The 17,530-nt window shown below is 42.5% G+C and carries 20 protein-coding genes and 1 pseudogene; 16 read left to right on the top strand and 5 right to left on the bottom strand.

Annotated elements, in window-relative coordinates:
* Nucleotides 1–33 precede the first annotated feature (33 nt).
* Nucleotides 34–333, bottom strand: coding sequence for a hypothetical protein (locus HQN90_RS16315; RefSeq protein ID WP_173220514.1), 300 nt, complete (start codon nucleotides 331–333; stop codon nucleotides 34–36).
* Between the two features lie 309 nt (nucleotides 334–642).
* Between HQN90_RS16315 and HQN90_RS16310 the strand changes: the two genes are divergently transcribed.
* From HQN90_RS16310 to HQN90_RS16295, 4 genes are all read left to right on the top strand, one after another.
* Nucleotides 643–951, top strand: coding sequence for a hypothetical protein (locus HQN90_RS16310; RefSeq protein ID WP_173220512.1), 309 nt, complete (start codon nucleotides 643–645; stop codon nucleotides 949–951).
* A gap of 15 nt (nucleotides 952–966) precedes the next feature.
* Nucleotides 967–1,437, top strand: a complete 471-nt coding sequence (locus HQN90_RS16305) for a hypothetical protein (RefSeq protein ID WP_173220510.1) — start codon at nucleotides 967–969, stop codon at nucleotides 1,435–1,437.
* A gap of 165 nt (nucleotides 1,438–1,602) precedes the next feature.
* Nucleotides 1,603–2,373 carry a phosphoribosylformimino-5-aminoimidazole carboxamide ribotide isomerase gene (gene hisA / locus HQN90_RS16300; RefSeq protein ID WP_173220508.1) on the top strand — a complete coding sequence of 257 codons (771 nt, stop codon included), beginning with the start codon at nucleotides 1,603–1,605 and terminating at the stop codon, nucleotides 2,371–2,373.
* A 74-nt stretch (nucleotides 2,374–2,447) separates the two neighbouring features.
* Nucleotides 2,448–3,818 (top strand): PDZ domain-containing protein, encoded by a 1,371-nt coding sequence (locus HQN90_RS16295; RefSeq protein ID WP_173220506.1) that lies wholly within the window; start codon nucleotides 2,448–2,450, stop codon nucleotides 3,816–3,818.
* Here the strand turns inward: HQN90_RS16295 and HQN90_RS16290 are convergent.
* The 3 genes from HQN90_RS16290 to HQN90_RS16280 all read right to left on the bottom strand — a co-directional run bounded on the left by HQN90_RS16290 (nucleotide 3,815) and on the right by HQN90_RS16280 (nucleotide 6,160).
* Nucleotides 3,815–4,693: an alpha/beta hydrolase gene (locus HQN90_RS16290; protein ID WP_173220504.1), complete on the bottom strand. Its 879-nt coding sequence runs from the start codon at nucleotides 4,691–4,693 to the stop codon at nucleotides 3,815–3,817. The two genes, HQN90_RS16295 and HQN90_RS16290, sit on opposite strands and share 4 nt — an antisense overlap.
* 95 nt (nucleotides 4,694–4,788) lie before the next feature.
* Nucleotides 4,789–5,493 (bottom strand): DUF2642 domain-containing protein, encoded by a 705-nt coding sequence (locus HQN90_RS16285; protein WP_173220502.1) that lies wholly within the window; start codon nucleotides 5,491–5,493, stop codon nucleotides 4,789–4,791.
* Between the two features lie 136 nt (nucleotides 5,494–5,629).
* A complete protein-coding gene (locus HQN90_RS16280; RefSeq protein WP_173220500.1) occupies nucleotides 5,630–6,160 on the bottom strand; it encodes a spore coat protein in 531 nt (176 codons plus the stop codon).
* Between the two features lie 656 nt (nucleotides 6,161–6,816).
* On the opposite strand from HQN90_RS16280, the gene HQN90_RS16275 reads away from it, so the two are divergent.
* The 6 genes from HQN90_RS16275 to HQN90_RS16250 all read left to right on the top strand — a co-directional run bounded on the left by HQN90_RS16275 (nucleotide 6,817) and on the right by HQN90_RS16250 (nucleotide 12,563).
* The gene (locus HQN90_RS16275; protein WP_173220498.1) at nucleotides 6,817–7,869 is read left to right on the top strand and encodes a CotH kinase family protein; all 1,053 of its coding nucleotides are present in this window, start codon (nucleotides 6,817–6,819) and stop codon (nucleotides 7,867–7,869) included.
* Nucleotides 7,870–8,054: 185 nt separating this feature from the next.
* Nucleotides 8,055–8,213 (top strand): hypothetical protein, encoded by a 159-nt coding sequence (locus tag HQN90_RS16270; protein WP_173220496.1) that lies wholly within the window; start codon nucleotides 8,055–8,057, stop codon nucleotides 8,211–8,213.
* A gap of 56 nt (nucleotides 8,214–8,269) precedes the next feature.
* Nucleotides 8,270–9,607, top strand: coding sequence for an arsenic transporter (locus HQN90_RS16265; protein ID WP_173220494.1), 1,338 nt, complete (start codon nucleotides 8,270–8,272; stop codon nucleotides 9,605–9,607).
* 30 nt (nucleotides 9,608–9,637) lie between these two features.
* A complete protein-coding gene (locus tag HQN90_RS16260) occupies nucleotides 9,638–10,312 on the top strand; it encodes a hypothetical protein (protein WP_173220492.1) in 675 nt (224 codons plus the stop codon).
* A gap of 127 nt (nucleotides 10,313–10,439) precedes the next feature.
* Complete coding sequence (locus HQN90_RS16255) at nucleotides 10,440–11,975, top strand: tetratricopeptide repeat protein (RefSeq protein ID WP_173220490.1); 1,536 nt, start codon at nucleotides 10,440–10,442, stop codon at nucleotides 11,973–11,975.
* Between the two features lie 36 nt (nucleotides 11,976–12,011).
* Nucleotides 12,012–12,563, top strand: coding sequence for a hypothetical protein (locus HQN90_RS16250; RefSeq protein ID WP_173220488.1), 552 nt, complete (start codon nucleotides 12,012–12,014; stop codon nucleotides 12,561–12,563).
* Nucleotides 12,564–12,657: 94 nt separating this feature from the next.
* Here the strand turns inward: HQN90_RS16250 and HQN90_RS16245 are convergent, their stop codons facing one another.
* Nucleotides 12,658–13,353, bottom strand: a complete 696-nt coding sequence (locus HQN90_RS16245; protein ID WP_173220486.1) for a C40 family peptidase — start codon at nucleotides 13,351–13,353, stop codon at nucleotides 12,658–12,660.
* A 363-nt stretch (nucleotides 13,354–13,716) separates the two neighbouring features.
* On the opposite strand from HQN90_RS16245, the gene HQN90_RS16240 reads away from it, so the two are divergent.
* From HQN90_RS16240 to HQN90_RS16215, 6 genes and pseudogenes are all read left to right on the top strand, one after another.
* Nucleotides 13,717–14,625, top strand: coding sequence for an S-layer homology domain-containing protein (locus HQN90_RS16240; protein WP_173220484.1), 909 nt, complete (start codon nucleotides 13,717–13,719; stop codon nucleotides 14,623–14,625).
* Nucleotides 14,626–14,758: 133 nt separating this feature from the next.
* Nucleotides 14,759–14,932 carry a hypothetical protein gene (locus tag HQN90_RS16235; protein WP_173220482.1) on the top strand — a complete coding sequence of 58 codons (174 nt, stop codon included), beginning with the start codon at nucleotides 14,759–14,761 and terminating at the stop codon, nucleotides 14,930–14,932.
* A 154-nt stretch (nucleotides 14,933–15,086) separates the two neighbouring features.
* A pseudogene (locus tag HQN90_RS16230) lies at nucleotides 15,087–15,308 on the top strand (aminoglycoside 6-adenylyltransferase); the annotation flags it as partial.
* Complete coding sequence (locus HQN90_RS39345; protein ID WP_275942587.1) at nucleotides 15,297–15,479, top strand: aminoglycoside 6-adenylyltransferase; 183 nt, start codon at nucleotides 15,297–15,299, stop codon at nucleotides 15,477–15,479. The pseudogene HQN90_RS16230 and the gene HQN90_RS39345, both read left to right, overlap by 12 nt.
* 361 nt (nucleotides 15,480–15,840) lie before the next feature.
* A complete protein-coding gene (locus tag HQN90_RS16220; RefSeq protein ID WP_173220476.1) occupies nucleotides 15,841–16,668 on the top strand; it encodes an MBL fold metallo-hydrolase in 828 nt (275 codons plus the stop codon).
* 651 nt (nucleotides 16,669–17,319) lie between these two features.
* Nucleotides 17,320–17,481: a hypothetical protein gene (locus HQN90_RS16215; protein WP_173220474.1), complete on the top strand. Its 162-nt coding sequence runs from the start codon at nucleotides 17,320–17,322 to the stop codon at nucleotides 17,479–17,481.
* Nucleotides 17,482–17,530: the final 49 nt, after the last annotated feature.

The raw sequence follows: 17,530 nt of genomic DNA, 5'->3' as shown, positions 1-17,530 counted from the left end.
ATTCAAATTGTGTTGGGTTTAGGAAATATTATTTTAGAGATGAAACCTCTCGATCTGCTGCCATTGATTTTCAATTTGCATAATTTTCTTCTGTACAGGCCCAAACAGATCATAGTGCGGATATGAGGGGCTGTGATGAATATACTGCGGGTTAAGCCCATGAGAAAGACACCACTCTGTCAATTTATCTAAATCCGCGCAACCCACTTTGGTAACGGTCCGGATATCTGGAAAACGAGCATCTTGCCAATAATGGGTTAGGAATGCAATGTCGCCGCGGCTTACAGCAGCTTTCCAGGCTTGTAGTTCTTCTCTTTTTATGCCGAATGCCATAGGGGATTCCTTCCTTACGCAATTTTATCAATATAAAAGGCTTAGAATAAACAAAAGTGTGTTATAATTATACAATAACCAACAAAAAGAGGCAGGAAATGACCTGCTTTTTTTTATTTTCAAAATGAATTTCGCTTTTGTATTGCTTCATACGTATGAAAACAAGTAAAATAGAAGAGAAGCATTTCTATGTACGATGTTTAGCCGACTAGTGGATTGAATCCTTTTCAATGAAAAGAACCTTGCAAACTCAACAAGTTCAATACCCACAAGAAAATAAACGGTTTAATGGAAAAGGGGCATTTAAAGGTGAACGTTCATTTGAATTTTACGAACAAAGGCAAATTGGTGATTGAAAATTTTAATAATGAGGAGCTTATTGAGATTTTCAGCCGATACATCAACACGTTAACGAAGAAATATGCTGTTGATATCAAAGTACCTGTAGATGCAAATCAGAATATTGTAGAGGATGGCTCTTTTAAGGTTGTTCTATCCAATGTACAATGTGATGTTGAAACTTTTTTCAAAGAACTCGGCAGAGATATTAAAGTGCCTTTGAAGAAAAGGACAGACGGTAAACTGGAGAACGTGTTTAAAATTCAAGTGATTGAGTAAGTTACGGAGGCTTGTATGCTTAGTTTGGAAGAGAAGTTAGCAATCGTGGAATCATTCCCCGAGTTGCAACGCAAGGATGTTTCACTGGGGCGCATTAATTTTCATTATGAAGACAGCGTCTATGATAAAAAGTCGGTTGTTTATCATCTGCATCCTAATGGGAATGGCTATGTGTATGCCGAATTTATTAAAGGTTACGCAACGGATAACAAGGGTTTAGTCAACATTCGGGATTTCAACGAGGAGGAGCTGCGCTCCATCATCGAGAAATCGATCCTTTCTTTATCAGGAAAATCTTCCAAGAAAGCAGTCCAATCTGATCCGGTGACGGAAGAGAAATGGGTGGATGAAGAAGGCCACCAGCTTGCCGTTACATTCGTTGAGGATTTATGGTATGTCTATGCAGGAAGCAACTTGGATTGTGCTTTTGAAACCTATGAAGAGGTAGAAGAGTACATGGGAGAAGAAGGATTTACGAAAAAATAGACCGCAGCTGCAATTGGAGAACCTCATCGTCAGATGAGGTTTCTTTCTTATGTAACGGCAAGCTATAGCTGACTAATCAGGGAGGCCGTAGTGCTCAAATAACGGATTGTGCTATAATAAATGGAAAATGCCAGCTAAGTCTACTAGAGAGTATCGGAGGATGTCATGAAATTTCGGCCTTGCATCGATTTACATAATGGGAAAGTGAAACAAATCGTAGGTGAGTCGCTAGGTACGGAGGGCAAAGCGGTCATTGAGAACTTTGTATCTTCGTATGATTCAACCTATTACGCCGAAATGTTCAAACAGGATCGCTTAACAGGCGGCCATGTGATTATGTTAGGTGGGGGGAACAAAGAAGAAGCCGTGGCGGCGCTGCAAGCTTATTCAGGCGGCTTGCAAATTGGCGGCGGTATTACTGCTGAGAATGCGACTGAATACTTGGAGCATGGCGCTTCCCATGTGGTAGTGACCTCATATATATTCCGTGACGGACAGCTTCATCAGGATCACCTGCACAAGATTGTTTCGGAAGTTGGGAAGAATAGATTAGTGATTGATCTCAGCTGCAAAGAGAAAGACGGCAAATGGTTTGTCGCTACGAATCAATGGAAGCAATTAAGTGATTTTGAAGTCAATGAGCAATCCATTCGTTATTTGGAGCAGTTTTGTGATGAGTTTCTCATTCATGCTGTCGATGTAGAAGGCAAACAAAGCGGTATCCAGCAAAGTCTGGTCAGCTCTTTGGCGCAGTGGGTGACCATTCCTACGACGTATGCTGGCGGAGCCCGCTCTTTTGCAGATATAGAGCTGTTCCAGGGATTATCGCAAAGTAAGCTGGATATCACGATTGGCAGCGCATTAGACATATTTGGCGGGAAGCTTTCTTACAAGGAAGTTGTAACGTATATGAATGAGCTTGCCACTAGAAAGTAATCAGGCCAAAAGTAGCGGATGCTCTAGAGCTTAGAGTGTCGGCTGCTTTTTTGGCAAGAGGGGACGTACAGATCATGAGTCTTTGGCAAAGACTTTATTATGCGGGCATGGTGCTAACCCTGTTATTAGCAATTCTGGGTGAGTTAATCTGGCTGCCTGATCCTTTGCGAATCGGAACGAGCATTTATTGGATTGATCTCATTGATTTACTAATCTATGTGTTGGCTTTGGTGCCGTGTCTCTGGCTGGCTGCCGCGCTATTGCAGCTTGCCTCAAATAAACGGACCTGGGTGCGAATGAGATGCCTGGCAATCGCAATTGCCGCACTGGCATGTATAGCTATTTTGCTGACGATTCCGAAGCGAATTGAGTATTCGGCAACTGTTTTCGTTGCAACCTTGCTGCTTGTTTTTGTTGATTTGATCTTCCATGAGCGGTTGTATCGAAAGCTGCCTATCCGAAGTATTGTGGGATTCATCACCACGTTATGTCTGCTTGTCGTGTTGTTCTGGCCTACGAAGTACTTGGTGACGTATCCAGGTTTGACGCTTAATATGAACCGATACGCACAAGCGCCAAGCGGACAAACGCATGGAGAGATTTCCGGGGTCCTTGTGTTTGAACGTCCGGCTTTCCCCATTGACTGGCTGTATGCGAAGCTTTTTCCTAAGTATTCGTTTGAAGTCGAGGACTTGGGTATGTCACTGGGGGAATACAATCAAGAAGTTCGCATCATGAAGACGGACGCGAATACGGCCGGAAGTGCAATTGCCTTTCAGAAGATAGGTATGGGCAAAGGAATAACATCGCATGGCGTTCGAGTTACTGCTATTGTGAAGGACAGTCCGGCCGTGAATGTGCTACAGCCAAGCGATGTGATCGTGCAAGTCAGCGGTCAGGCCGTTACGATGATTCAAGAACTGACGGATGTCATGAAAACGACAAAACCAGGTGCTTCCGTTTCCGTTACGTTGCTGCGCGGCGGGCAATCGACCGTGCTTTCGGTGAATACGCGGGCTAATCCGGATGATCCCAGTCGAGCAGCTTTCGGCATCCAAGTTGCCAATGAGCTGCAATATGATGTTCCCGAAACGGTGAACTACCATAACTATTTATTGCACGAAGGCGGTCCCTCGCATGGAGCTATGCTGGCTCTTACGCTCATTGATCAACTTACCCCTTGTGGTGTTACTTATGGCCATCATGTCGCTGGCACCGGGACTATAGAACCTGATGGTTCAATTGGCCCTGTGGGCGGATTAGAGCAGAAAGCCTATACGGTGAGCCGAACAGACGCTGATGTTTTCTTCGTGCCGGCTTCGAATGAATCCGAGGCGAGAAAAGGGGCAGACAACTTATTGATTGTCCCTGTACAAACCCTGGATGATGTCTTAAATTGGTTGAAAAGCCATCCGAAAACGGCAAGCAGCGCTTCTTGTTCTTAATCTCTTGCCGCTTCATAAAGCTTGCGTGCAATTCGTTTGGGATCGTATTGGACGGTGGACATATGATCGCCATTCGTTTGAATAAGTCGGAACAAACCCAAACGACTAGACATATGCGGATGCCAGCCATAATCGGGACTGCCCAAAGGCAAGACCGTGTCATCGGTTAGGAATAGATAGCTTCTTGGTACGGTCAAACTGTAAAATTTCTTCAGATCCAGTTTCTCATAGAATGGTCCTGCCGGTTCGGGTGTAATGGCTTTATACAGATGCTGGACCTGCTCCATGCTTGCCAAATTGGCAAAGGATTCTCTATACAGCGGGAACGGAAGCATAATGGTATTGTCTTTGGTGCTTTTGCGGAGCTGTTCAAACACGGATTTAACAGGTGGGGGAAATTCATCCGCGAGCATTTCTCCGTCTTTCAGAACAAAGGCATTAAGGAAAACGAGCCGTTTCAAACGATCGGGTACCTGCTGCGCCACCGTTTGCACGAGCGACCCTCCGAAGCTATGTCCGACAAGAATGATGTTGTTCAGTTGGTTAGATACGATATAGTCAGCAATGGATTTGGTTATCATCGCATGTGTAACAGCTTTGTTAGGGTCTGCCCCATGTCCTGGATACTCAGGCACATAGACGGTATGGCCCTTTTTGCGCAGCTCAGCAGCGAGTCCCGCCCAGTAGCTGGTATCTGCCCAGGAGCCGTGGATGAGAACAAAGGTAAGCGGCTGCTCGCGTTCACGAAGGTCGAACTCATCGTCGGGAGCCCAGGGAGCCGGTGTTCGAAAAGGCCAACTCGAAGTTGGGTAAGGCGATTGCCCTGGTTGAGGAAACGGCCAAGCTTGAGGCTGAAAGTCAAAGTTGCGAAACATAGTGTACTTCCTTTCAAATAAGATGTAACACTATATGCCCAGTTTCCTTCATTTGCTCTTAGAAACAGAAAAGACGTCCGAGTTGGACGTCAACGTTAGTGCACGCGTCCAGTGAAATTATCACCTTTTCGTGCGGCAGGCAGGTGAATCGTCTTTACATGTTCACTATGAATAATTGACTTTCCGGTTGCTGTATGAACTTCTAAAAATGGATGCTCAGAGGGAGAGAGAACGCCGATCTTGTTCGGATTTTCACCGAGATCAAAGACAACAAACATATTCTCAAGCTTCTTCAACTGCTGCTCAAAAGTCCGTGAGAAGGTAACTTGCGCGGGTTGTACAAGAAAATGTTCTAATTTCATGGCGTATGGGGTTGTATTGGGTTGATAAGGAACGACATATTTCACATGCTTCATGGATATAAAAATGGTATGGAAAATCGGAGAATGAAAGGCAAAATAATCATTCATGATATGGGTTAAATAGCCATGTATACTTTGGTTGCCTGTAATATAGACCTCAACGAACATTCCTTTGGCGCTCATTAGCATTTTGCGATAGGAGATGGCGGAGGATTCAAGATCAAACGGATATTCCGTAGGAGGATCTATGAATTTGCTTGGATTCGGATCGGGCCGAACATATTGCAAATGGATCGTTGGAATATAGTAAAAATTCAATTCGTCATAAATAACAATAAGATCACTGCTAACCTCCAGTAAAACTCCTCTAATAGGCTTCTGTCCCCCGGAAAAGGTAAGCTCTATTTGTTTATCTATCATCGTATTCAACGTTTCCATAGTTTCATTCCTCCTCTCAATCTAGTAGAAAGTCTAAACTGTATGAAGTGTAAGTAAATACCCCAAAAGGCGCGTTGGTTGCCGAAGCAATCAACGCGCCTGCGACGAGATTGGGGTTATTCGATATAGGAGGAGCTTATCGCGTGCGATATTTTTTTAATAATAGTTTGATAGCTACGATTTGAGCTGCTGTGGCTTTATTGCTTTTGTGGGACTTATTGGATTTATTGGATTTGTTGCCGCCGCTGCTGTTATTTTTATTGATCGCATTAATGCTTTTGATATGGAAGATAGGAATTCGAACGATCTCATTGTTAACGACAAGCAACAAGTTGTTATCCCAAGTTTCTACGACGACACCTTCAATTTTCTCAGGGCCACCCCGATTGATTTGGACAAATGTATATTTAAATTGAGACAAAACACCTTCAAAGCTGTGAGCTTGATCAACACGTGCTGTAGATCTATAAGATCTGCTTACGTTTCCATTCGTTGCGCTAAGGCTTTTGATGTGTTGCAATTGGATGTAAACAATTGTGCCATCTTTCAACTGAAGGACAAGGTAATCGTGATGAACAACGACTAATCTACCGACGATGGAATCAGGACCTCCACGATTGACTTTAACCTCAGTACCAATTAATGTACCCAAATAGTTTAAACTCATTTTGTCATTTCCCCTCTCAGGATTGTTTAGTTTGTACTCTCTAATAAGCAGCAGTTACTAGTGTCTGTTCACCTCCTATACGTTCGTCATTGCTGCTCATTTGTAATATAAGTATATGTATCCTTGAAAGATTGGTACTAGATTTCAATCTATTTTTGAGTTGATTGCGAGATATTCCACATTGAACTAGAACGCATTGAAATGAGATATTCTAATTATTTTTGTCTATATCAACCAATATCTCTATCCGATTTAAGCCTCCTATCATACACTACACTATTAAACTATAAGGAGGTTTTTCATATGTTGGTTAGTGTTTCTAACAAATGTGATTGTGACAAATCAAAAGGCAACCGAACGCAAGGCGGCAAATCGAAAGGGAACAAAACACAAGGTCAAAGGTCAAAAGGCAACAAATCCGAGCACCACAAAACACAAGGCCAGAAAAGCAGAGGCAACAAATCCAATAGATCCAATAAATCCAATAAATCTAACAGATCAGACAATCACAAAACACAAGGCGGCAAATCTCACGGAGATAAATCACGAGGGAACAAAAGCCGTGGCAATTGTTCTTAATCTCGAATAAATTATTGTAGGTTGAAAGTCTATCTCCTGTAGATAGGCTTTTTATTATGTAGAAAAGGCGGTGTAGAATGATACCGACTCGACATCTCGTAATCCCGGAAAAGCTGCTCAAAAAGTTGAATGCAGATATATGGAGCAAGCAATTCGTGAACGGAGTCCTAATTTCCAGAGGAAACCGCGGTGCGATTAAAGTTCGCTATCGAGGCGGACATACGCGCGACTATACGAAGAAATCATACGAAATTGTGAGCAGGGGAAAGACCTACCATCTCAATGCGGAGTATGACGATCCTTCTATGATTCGGAATGCGCTCTCATTTCGTTTTTTTCAAAAAATTGGGGTGCCAAGTCCACACACCAAGCATGTGCATTTGAAGCTTAATGGCGTGAGTCAAGGGATTTATTTGGAAATTGAGGCCGTCGACAAGCATTTCTTTCAATTGAGAAAGATAGGTGCGCAATCACTCTTCTATGCTGTGGATGATGAAGCTAACTTCGAAGCTATTCATCCTGAAACGAAGAAAATGAAAAGCTCCATGCTGGCAGGATATGAACAAGTTATGGGTGTCAGCAGCGAGAAAAAAGAGTTAAGTACATTCATTGCACAAATAAATAAATTATCCGGCAAGCCTTTAGCCGACTATTTGCAAACTCATTTGGATGTTGATAATTATTTACGCTGGTTGGCTGGCGCTGTCTTTACGGGAAACTTTGACGGATTTGATCAAAACTACGCTATTTACAGGCATAAAGCAACGAAGTTGTATCGAATCATTCCATGGGATTATGAAGGTACATGGGGTAGAAACTGTTACGGCAAAGTTTGCGGAAGTGACTTAGTTCGAGTCAATGGGTATAACGGACTTAGTGAGAAGGTGTTAGGGCTCAGAAGCGGGAGAATTCGATATAAACAAATATTAAATCATATTTTACGTTCTTCCTTTACTTGGAAGCGTATCTCTCCGATAGTCGAACATTTGCATGGGAATATTGCCCCTTATATGCGAGAGGACACGAATCGCAAATGGCCCTATTCCGAGTTCAAAGATGAACCTGATTTGATAAGAAATTACGTGAAGGAACGGAGATTAATTATTAAACAAGAAATGGAGAAACTATAACCAGCCAGATGCTCACAGCATGTGGTTTTTTTGTGTTTCTTTATTCGGGCTGTTTAGACAATAGTGGAAAATTGGAAGGATGAGGGTACCTGTTTATAGCAAACTACATAGGGGTTCCGTATACATACTGTATCAATATCTACTAATGATAGATGGTAGTAGATGGTAGAAGGGAGGGAGTGACAATGGTCGTTCTTTTCATCATTTTGTTGGCTGGAATTCTATTATTTTTCGTCGTTAAACCGCCATATACCGAATATGAAGCTGAAGAAGCCTATGAGCAAACAGCTGCACCTGATTTATCCATGTCAGACATTGCGTACATTAAGAGAATGGATGTCTGATTCATTGATGTACGAATGAAATGCGATAATTTCTCTGGAATTGGGGTGAAAAATTCATGATTGGTTCCGCAACGGTATCCCTTACGATTGCAGCATTTGTAATGACGGTTATACTCATTCTATGGCGCCCTAAGGAGATTAATGAGGCGATTCCGGCCACAGGAGGGGCCATTCTTGTCCTTTTGAGCGGGAGTGTTTCTTTAACAGATTTACTCAAAATAACAAATACAATCAGTGATGCGGCAATCACTATTATGGCCACAATCGTTATGGCGATTGTTTTGGAGAGCTTTGGATTCTTTCAATGGGCTGCCGAAGGGCTGATGGCCCGTGCCAAAGGTTCTGGCATTCGCTTATTCTGGTATGTTAACTTGCTTTGCTTTCTGATGACCTTATTTTTTAATAATGACGGCAGTATTATGATAACAACACCGATTCTAATCATTGTCCTCCAAAATCTAGGCTTGAAGAACCATCAAAAAATACCGTATCTACTCTCAGGTGCCCTGATTGCTACCGCTTCAAGCGCACCGATCGGCGTCAGCAATATTGTTAATCTTATCGCACTCAAAATTGTTGGCATGGATTTGTACATGCATACGTTAATGATGTTTATTCCATCTACACTCGGCTTGCTGTTTTTCTTGCTTCTCTTGTTCCTCTGCTTCTATCGCACTCTTCCCAAAAAACTGCCAAGGATAGGTTCTGGCAAACATCCTTTGTATGTCAAATCTCCAATTCTTCTCCCCGTTGCCAAAAATAGAACGAGATTCATGACCAATATCTTACTATTTGTTTTCATGGTGCGTGTGAGTCTATTCGTAGCCTCATACTTAGGTATACCGGTTAGCATTGTAGCGGTTTCAGGTTCCTTTGTTCTACTTCTATGGCGTTGGTTGTATTTGAGAATATCCCCCGCTGATATGCTAAAGAAGACGCCGTGGCACATACTCATTTTCGCTTTTGGAATGTATGTCATTATTTATGGGTTAAACAATATCGGTCTTGCGGATATGCTTGTCCGTTATTTAAAACCATTGGCTTCCGGCGATATGCTAAATAGCAGTTTGTTAATGGGTGGACTCGTCACGGTAATGTCAACCCTTGTTAATAATCATCCAGCTCTGATGATCGGCACGATTACCTTAACAGGAATGGCGTTAGATCCACTTACTCTCAAAGTAACTTATTTGGCAAGCGTTGTGGGTAGTGATCTAGGGTCATTATTGCTTCCAATTGGTACGCTAGCCTCCTTGATCTGGCTTCATATTCTGAAAGAAAACAAAGTGAAAGTGAGCTGGAAGGAGTATTGCAAAGTTACGTTTATAACAATTCCTCCTGCTTTGATTTTTACGCTTGTATGTCTTGCATTTTGGGTTAGCTGGCTCTATTAAACAATGTTGGTCAAAAGGAGGTTTTCAATCATGATGGTTTTCAATCTATATATTGGCAAATTGGTGCATATAGAATTACTTGGAGATCGGGATAAAATGGGCTATTTAATTGATGCAGGGACGGATATCATCGTCATTTACATGGATAAGAAATATGTGTACCTACCAATCACGCATATCAAAAATATTGAGTTAAATACAGAAGGCAATGCGAATCAGGATGCACCACCCGATCCGATTAGTCAAACAGGTCACATCAATTTTGTTGACGTACTGCATACTGCAGTTGATAGATTTGTAGAAATTTACTTGTCTGATCATCAAACATTACACGGATACGTGAAATTTATTGCGCAAGATTATTTGGTCTTCTACTCGGCACTTTATCCAAAGCTGTATATTCCAATCATTCATATCAAATGGATTAGTCCCTATGAATCTCATCAAACGCCATATTCCATGAACCAAAAGAAGTGGACAACAGATACTGCGGATTCTTCGTTGGACACACTTCCTCTTACATTCGAACAAGTATTGAAAGGATTAGAAGGAGAAATGATTTGCTTGGATGCTGGATTACATGCGAGCCAAATCGGATTGCTTGAGAAAATGAATGATTCTTTCATAGAGCTTGTAACAGCTGATGAAAATAAGCTTCATTTCAACGTACAGCACATTAGAAACTGTATTTCCTTTGTGAAGTGACAAGCAGTGTATTGAAAAAGCCAATTACCGACTCGCATCGGTAACTGGCTTTCTTTTTGCCCAGCTCTCACTTTATGGTAAGATAAAAGTAATTTTTTCCATACTAGGAGCAGGGTAGGTTCAAGTGATGTCGCAAATCGAACAACAGGTTTATCGTTATAGCAAAGCTCCGATCTGGGAGCTGCAGCGGGCTTATTATGAACAGCAAGGCATTGGGGCATGGCAGGGGGATGAGGTTCCGTCTTATATAACGAGTAATCCGCTGCTCGCTGCTTCGTATGCCGAGATGATTTTTGGTTTTCTGCAGGATCGTGCGAGGTTGGGGGATCAGTCAGAAACAGTTACCATTCTTGAACTCGGTGCCGGATCAGGTCGATTAGCCTTTCATATCATGAAAGAACTGTCGCAGCTAACTGCCTATGCAGGCATTCCCATTCCACCTTATCGTTATGTGATGAGTGATTTGGCCGCAGGCAATGTGGCCTTCTGGCAGCAGCATCCAGATCTACTTCCGTTTGTAGAGCAAGGGATTTTGGACTTTGCCGTATTTGATGCGGTAGAAGATACAGATCTTATTTTGATACAGTCAGGAATGCGAATTCGTCAGGGGGATTTGCAGCAGCCGCTGTTCATCGTTGCCAATTATTTTTTTGATAGTATACCGCAGGAATTAATTTATGTAGAGGATAATCAAATCTATGAATGTCTGGTTACGATGGAGCTTCCCGAACATGCCGCGCAGCTGAGTGCTTCTGATAAACTGAAACAGATTGCTTGCGAGTATCAGTATCGTAAATCGGCTGAATACGAACAGCATTCCTATCGTTACAGAGCACTTATGGAGCTATACGCAGCTAAACTTGAGGACTCGCATGTTCTCTTTCCGGAAGCGGGACTTCGATGTCTGGAACGGCTCGGCCAGTTTTCACAGGAAGGCTTTCTTCTACTAACTGCAGACAAAGGCGATCATCGCTTAGAAAGCTGGGAATATAATGAGCCACCGGAGCTGATTCACCATGGAAGCTTTTCTTTGACAGCGAATTATCATGCAATCTCGACGTATTTTGAGCATAACGGGGCTTTGAGTTTATTCACTCAACACGCATACCACCACCTGAATGTTGGCTGTATTCTTATGCTGGCAGAACCTTTGAGCTATGGACATACGCGCCTAGCCTATCGTCGATTCGTCGAACAGTTCGGACCTGATGATTTTATTACCGTGAAAGAGTGGCTGGATCCTTATGCAGATGCTTTGAACATCCCGCAAATGTTAGCCTTTTGGCGATTGAGCGGCTATGATACGCAGTTCTTTTTGCAGAATTCGAAACGGTTGGCTGAGTTGCTAATAAGCGGGGAAGAGGCTGACTTTGGGGGGATCGCGCAAGGCATCGCTTTGATGTGGAGAGGGTATTATCCGCTGGACAACGCGCATCACTTGGCGCTAGAAAGTGCTTCGCTTCTGTATGGGATGGAGATGTTTGAAGAAGCCTTACCGTATTACCTACTAACATTGAAAACTTATGAGGATGTTTCCATTCTCTATGAAATGGCGATTTGCTATTATGAGTTAAATGAAGCCGGAAAAGCAAAAGAATTCGCTCACAGGACTGTAGCTTATGATCCCACACATGAAGGTGCACTTGCTCTACTAAGTCTTTGATAATCAAGGTTCAAAACAGATAGAAATGGTGATACGATGAACGAACAGGAAGTTGCAGCAAAAGAGTTATTTATGTTATACCGAGGTCATTTCATCCAGATGCACAAAAATGGCGTGCTCGAAGCATACAAAAAAGGCGGAATTGAAAGAGAGATAGAAATCACCTGGTATCATGAGATAATGGATAAGCTTACCAGCGAATTATCCATTCGAGATTGGGAAGCGATGACAGGGCTAGAGGCACTTGCTAAGTATTATCAGGATGCTCGCATGCTGGAAGGCGTAATGACTTTTGTAATCCGCCACATGATGGGGGCTGATAGTATCGTGAAGCTTATGTATGCTGAGAGATTACTCTCCATTCTTCAATCTTTAAAATCGGTTTTACCGGATGACAAACGATATTTGGCCTATCAACAGACGCTTAAGATTTTAGAAGATATAAGTCTTAAACCTTTGATTATAGATCCAGGGCATGAGCTGGAGCGGTTTAATTTGAAAGATAAAAAATCGCTGAACAATCGTGTGAAGAAGTCCATGGATGAGATCAAAACGATCCGTTTTACGAAGCTTTTCTCCAAAGAGTGAACGAACCAAACGAGCAAAGGACACACATGTGAATTTAAAAAACGCTCAACCCCGAACTAAGCAAGGGTTGAGCGGCTATGTAAGAAATAGTGTTTTACATTCTACGACCTGTAATATAGTGGCTTGTCCAATAGGCATTCGTGAAGTCTGAAACGACGATGCCCTGATTAGGCAAATTATTGATGAATTGCCCATTGCCCATGTAGATGCCGACATGATCGACTACGCCTGGCGTCCCTACGCTGAAGAAGACTAAGTCTCCTGCTTTCAGATTGTTTTTGGCCACATAGGAGCCTGCTTGCGATTGTGCTTTGGAAGAACGCGGGATGTCAATACCGTTAAGCGCAAAGACATATTGCGTGAATGATGAGCAATCTAAACGAAGGCGCTGTAGATCCTTGGAACCGAATACATAGGTAACTCTGCCTTTGAAAGAATTAGCTGTATTGATGAGTTTAGTAGCTATACTAGAAGCAGGGGGGGTTGAAGGTGGTTTGCTATTCTCGTGAACGGTAACATAAGACCGCGAAACATAGCCTTGTTTACCTTTGTAATCAACCAAAACCCAATAGTCATTGGCGGCTTCAACGGAAAGGGTTGTCCCGGCATTAATAAAGCCCAAAACCGCGGCATTGGTGCTTTGATCAGCTCGGAAGTTAACCCCTTTATTCACAGTTGCCGTTGCAACGGGAGCAGCTAGCGCACTGGCTGAAAATCCACCAAGCATAGAAAGTGTAAGACCTAATGATAAAATTGCTGTTTTTCCAAAGTAGTGTTTCTTTTTGTGCATGAAAGACTTCCTCCTTATGGAATAAATGATGGGCGATTTGCGCCATCTTCTCTCACTTTACCACAAGTAAAAACTCCTAGAATTTACCGAGGACAACGGAAAGTCATGCCATGCCTAGTATTTTCAACCATTATTAGAAATTGCTTAAAAATTGATGAGTAAATTTTCCTTGACAGGTAAATGAAGAGCTTCTTATCATTGTAAGCCTTTTCATGGTTGAAGCTGGGGGAGGGCATAATGACAGCTTTACAATAGCTTAACAATAATAATGAAAAATACTTGCAACATTATGCAAACAGGCAGCGTTAAGAAGATAACTCGAAAGCGAGGATGACTACAAACAACTCAAAGGAGAGAAATCGCATGAAAAAAATAGCAACTTTAACCGTAACCACTTTACTGGCAAGCAGTTTGACTTTTGGTACCGCATTTGCCTTTTCCGATGTGGAGGCTGGACAAGCGGAGGCTGTGAAGGCATTACAAGAACGTGGGGTAGTAAGCGGATTTGATAATGAGCATTTTGTGCCAAAGGGTAAAATCAGCTATGCGCAAACGGTGCAAATGATCGTCAAAGGGTTGAACCTGAACTTGGATACGATTCGTTTCATCAAGCAACCCCTAGCTTCTGACACATATACCAACATTCCGAATGATGCTTGGTATGCGGATGCTTTCATTATTGCTCACTATAATGGATTGGAAATTCCTAAGGATGTCAATCCGAATGCGACAATTACCCGAGAGCAATTCGGAGATTTGTTAGTACGCGCACTTGAGAAAAAAGGGAACTTCCCATTGATCAAAATGTTCATTGAAATCAAGGATGCAGACCAAATTAATGTCGATTATCAAGGTACATTGCAGCGTTTGCTGCTCTATAAAATAACGAAGCTGGATCAAGATGGCAAGTTTAATCCCAAAGCTGAAGTGACTAGAGGCGAAGCGGCTAACTGGCTGTACCAAGCAACGAAAGTTATGGACGCTCATGCACAAGCACCTGTACCCGCTGAAGAAATATCAGTTAAGATTGATAAAGTGAATGATGATGTGAACAAGATTACCCTTTCCAGAGGCGATAAGCCAAATCCGGGGTACACGATCGAAATTACCGGCATCCAGTTCAAAGATGATGGTCAAGCGGTGATTACGTATACGCTGCATGATCCGAAACCTGATATGATGTACGCTGAAGTGATAACAGAAGCGAAAGCAGAGACCTACGTTTCTTCCAAATTTAAAGCCACTGCTGAACCTGCGGCAGCAAATAAATAATTAACGAAGTGCTGTTACCTTTGCGGAGGTGACGGCACTTTTTTTGTGTCATGACACCCTGCTATTTGACCTGTCCAAAGCTGAATTTCTCGCATACGATATAGCATTCCTATTTTAATAGGAGGTGAGAGAAATGAAGGTTAATTACTACACATTAAGCCTAGGTTTATTAGGGGCTGCCAAACTGATCTTGAACGCATTTGGTCTTGATCTTATTCAAGACGATACTGTGAATGCTATTGCCAATGGGGTAGCAGCCGTGCTTTCGATTGTCGGTGTCTACGCGAACCATCAGAAATCAGAATAAGTTTATGATTGGAGATACGGCCCTGGGTATTGACTCAGGTCTTTTTTTTGTTGGAAGGAAGAAGGGAGTTGATAGTTGTTGCCGAAAAGGTAAGTGAAAGTGATATTACATAGAAATCAGTGAGACAAACTTCGGGAAAGGAAGAGATCTCGATATGCGTAATGAAAAAGCAGATCTGGCACAGCTTTTGGATTTTGCCAATGCCAACTCAGGAATTAGGGCCGTTCTGTTGAACGGGTCACGGGTCAACCCAAACGTCAAAAAGGACGTTTTTTGTGATTAAGACGTCATTTATGTCGCACAAGAGCCGGAATTGTTTCTTCAAGACCAAACATGGATTACTTATTTTGGCGAGTTGATTATCATGCAGCAGAGGGATGAGAATGAGATTTGGGATGCTTTATTTGAAGCCTTGCAATTAACGAGAATAATGGGCACAGAAATTGCGCAGCAATTAGGCTGCAGTTATCCCTTGCAGGATGATGAGCGTGTGGTTGCTTACTTGAAACAGGTTCGAATGCTTCCAAGAGATGCACAACAATTGTGAGGTTGTTCGCTTCAGTTACCCCTTCTACATGTATGAAAATGAATGGAAAGCAGGGGCATCCTCCTCCCTTGAGAAGGGATGAAATGAAAGGCTGGTTGCATTGGAATATTTCCAATGCAAGCTAGTTTTAAAAGCTAGAAGGAATTTCAATGGAAAAACTCCAATGTATAATCTGAAAAAGCAGACATTTTTGAGATTTTTCGGATTTTCATTGGCATATTTCCAGTGAAAGTTCTCAATTTGGCCTTTGATAGTTGATTTCATTGGACAAATTCCAATGGGAAGATGTCAAGGATCTGCCATCTCTTAAGGACATCGAAGACATGAATAACCAGAAACACTAAAAAGGAGTTTGCTGTTTATGATTCAATATCGAAACGAACACGCAACCGTGTTCCAGAGCGTCCTATATCAAACGACATCTACTGTAGTGCAAACCGAAGATCTTATACTTGTCGTGGATCCCAATTGGTTGCCAAATGAAGTGGAAGAAATTCAGCAGTATGTCAATAGGATCAAAGGAGAGCGGGATATTTACTTGTTGTTCACGCATGGGGACTTTGATCATATTATTGGTTATCAAGCATTTCCCGATGCCCAAACGATAGGGAGTGCTGGGTTGCAGCAGCATCCGCAGAAAGAACGTAAGCTCCAATTAATCCGCGAGTTCGATGCCAAGCATTATGTAGTAAGGAATTATCCCCTATCTTTTCCAGAGCTGGATCTTGTGATCCACAAGGATGGCGAAAAGCTTCAAGTTGGAAGCACGACGCTCACCTTTTATCAAGCTCCAGGTCATACGGCAGATGGGTTGATCACGATCGTTGAACCGCAGGGAATTGTGATTGCGGGTGATTATTTATCTGATTTTGAGCTGCCTTTTATTTATCAAAGCGCCAAAGGCTATCGTCAAACCTTGGATAAAGTCGAGCATCTATACGAATCACATCGTGTTAATTTGCTCGTACCAGGCCATGGGGCGGCTACCGCGGATTCAGTTGAAATGCAGAGGCGTCTTAAGATGGCATCCGATTATTTGGATCGTCTCTGCCGGGCAGTCATCGAAAACGATGAGCTGGCACTGGAAGCTCTAAAGCAGGAGCATGCTTTTCCATCGAGCTTTACAGAGGAATGTCATCAGGAGAACATTCAAGTGATCCGAAGGGAATTTATTGATGCCCATGTATAAGAATAGCAAGAGCGGACATCCTACTGTATGACGGTGAAACAAGAGAGGTGTGGTTCCGTTGAGCATTCAACGAGATAAATACCAGGGAAGTTGTTGTTGAATCCATATAGAAGCGAGGAGATGTGCCGCAGACACTTCAGTGTAGTACACGTACTGCATAAAAGGATGAGGTAAGGACCAAGCCAATGTAAGGTTCATCGCATAAGTACCATCTATCAATTCACCGTCAAAAAGGGGCTGTCCTTTAAGTAGATTTATCTACTTGTGGACAGCTTTCTTCATCCTGAGAGCGGATATTTTTTGGGGAAAGAACTTAATATAGTTCATAGGAATATGGCTTGAGCGACGTTGAGTTGTGCCGAAGCTGAAAGTGCCCGTCTATTTCTGATAATTCCTGCGAAAATGCATCTTTTTCGCCTTGCGAATAGGCAAAATGGTGAAAAGCCTGCGATTATGCATCCTTTGGAAACCTTTTTTCCGTTCCATGACGAAAATGCATAAAAAGCCTGCATAATTGCAGGAATTCTCATATTTTCACTCGATTTGATGGGAAAAAGCTGCACTTATGCAGGCATTCCCAAGTGAGCCAAGGATACTGCTTATAGGTGGCACATTCAGGTTGGGGAGTATTTTACAATAGGAGGGATGAAGATGCAAGAGCTGGCGGGTCTTTGTCGCGAATGCAAGAAAGAAATTTATTGCATGGAAGGTTTTCTTACTGGAGTTCTTACAGAAGATCAAACCTTGCTTTGTTTTATTTGTTCAGACAAGGCGCAGTCCACATGTGGAGATGATGCTGCTCCTAGGGAATAGAAGTTATGGGCTATTTGCTACTTATAAGCGAGATTGCAAACGCACGGGG

Source organism: Paenibacillus alba (assembly GCF_013204855.1).
In the GTDB taxonomy this organism is placed as follows: Bacteria; Bacillota; Bacilli; order Paenibacillales; family NBRC-103111; genus Paenibacillus_E; species Paenibacillus_E alba.
This window is presented reverse-complemented; position numbering and strand designations above follow the sequence as displayed.

What these genes read in the sequence shown, in the direction of transcription:
- HQN90_RS16235 (WP_173220482.1), top strand. Translation starts at nt 14,759, where the DNA reads ATGAAGGTTAATTACTACACATTAAGCCTAGGTTTATTAGGGGCTGCC.
- HQN90_RS16305 (WP_173220510.1), top strand. Translation starts at nt 967, where the DNA reads ATGCTTAGTTTGGAAGAGAAGTTAGCAATCGTGGAATCATTCCCCGAG.
- hisA (WP_173220508.1), top strand. Translation starts at nt 1,603, where the DNA reads ATGAAATTTCGGCCTTGCATCGATTTACATAATGGGAAAGTGAAACAA.
- HQN90_RS16280 (WP_173220500.1), bottom strand. Translation starts at nt 6,160, where the DNA reads ATGAGTTTAAACTATTTGGGTACATTAATTGGTACTGAGGTTAAAGTC.
- HQN90_RS16315 (WP_173220514.1), bottom strand. Translation starts at nt 333, where the DNA reads ATGGCATTCGGCATAAAAAGAGAAGAACTACAAGCCTGGAAAGCTGCT.
- HQN90_RS16215 (WP_173220474.1), top strand. Translation starts at nt 17,320, where the DNA reads ATGCAAGAGCTGGCGGGTCTTTGTCGCGAATGCAAGAAAGAAATTTAT.
- HQN90_RS16275 (WP_173220498.1), top strand. Translation starts at nt 6,817, where the DNA reads ATGATACCGACTCGACATCTCGTAATCCCGGAAAAGCTGCTCAAAAAG.
- HQN90_RS16255 (WP_173220490.1), top strand. Translation starts at nt 10,440, where the DNA reads ATGTCGCAAATCGAACAACAGGTTTATCGTTATAGCAAAGCTCCGATC.
- HQN90_RS16265 (WP_173220494.1), top strand. Translation starts at nt 8,270, where the DNA reads ATGATTGGTTCCGCAACGGTATCCCTTACGATTGCAGCATTTGTAATG.
- HQN90_RS39345 (WP_275942587.1), top strand. Translation starts at nt 15,297, where the DNA reads ATGCAGCAGAGGGATGAGAATGAGATTTGGGATGCTTTATTTGAAGCC.
- HQN90_RS16270 (WP_173220496.1), top strand. Translation starts at nt 8,055, where the DNA reads ATGGTCGTTCTTTTCATCATTTTGTTGGCTGGAATTCTATTATTTTTC.
- HQN90_RS16290 (WP_173220504.1), bottom strand. Translation starts at nt 4,693, where the DNA reads ATGTTTCGCAACTTTGACTTTCAGCCTCAAGCTTGGCCGTTTCCTCAA.
- HQN90_RS16240 (WP_173220484.1), top strand. Translation starts at nt 13,717, where the DNA reads ATGAAAAAAATAGCAACTTTAACCGTAACCACTTTACTGGCAAGCAGT.
- HQN90_RS16285 (WP_173220502.1), bottom strand. Translation starts at nt 5,493, where the DNA reads ATGGAAACGTTGAATACGATGATAGATAAACAAATAGAGCTTACCTTT.
- HQN90_RS16250 (WP_173220488.1), top strand. Translation starts at nt 12,012, where the DNA reads ATGAACGAACAGGAAGTTGCAGCAAAAGAGTTATTTATGTTATACCGA.
- HQN90_RS16260 (WP_173220492.1), top strand. Translation starts at nt 9,638, where the DNA reads ATGATGGTTTTCAATCTATATATTGGCAAATTGGTGCATATAGAATTA.
- HQN90_RS16245 (WP_173220486.1), bottom strand. Translation starts at nt 13,353, where the DNA reads ATGCACAAAAAGAAACACTACTTTGGAAAAACAGCAATTTTATCATTA.
- HQN90_RS16220 (WP_173220476.1), top strand. Translation starts at nt 15,841, where the DNA reads ATGATTCAATATCGAAACGAACACGCAACCGTGTTCCAGAGCGTCCTA.
- HQN90_RS16295 (WP_173220506.1), top strand. Translation starts at nt 2,448, where the DNA reads ATGAGTCTTTGGCAAAGACTTTATTATGCGGGCATGGTGCTAACCCTG.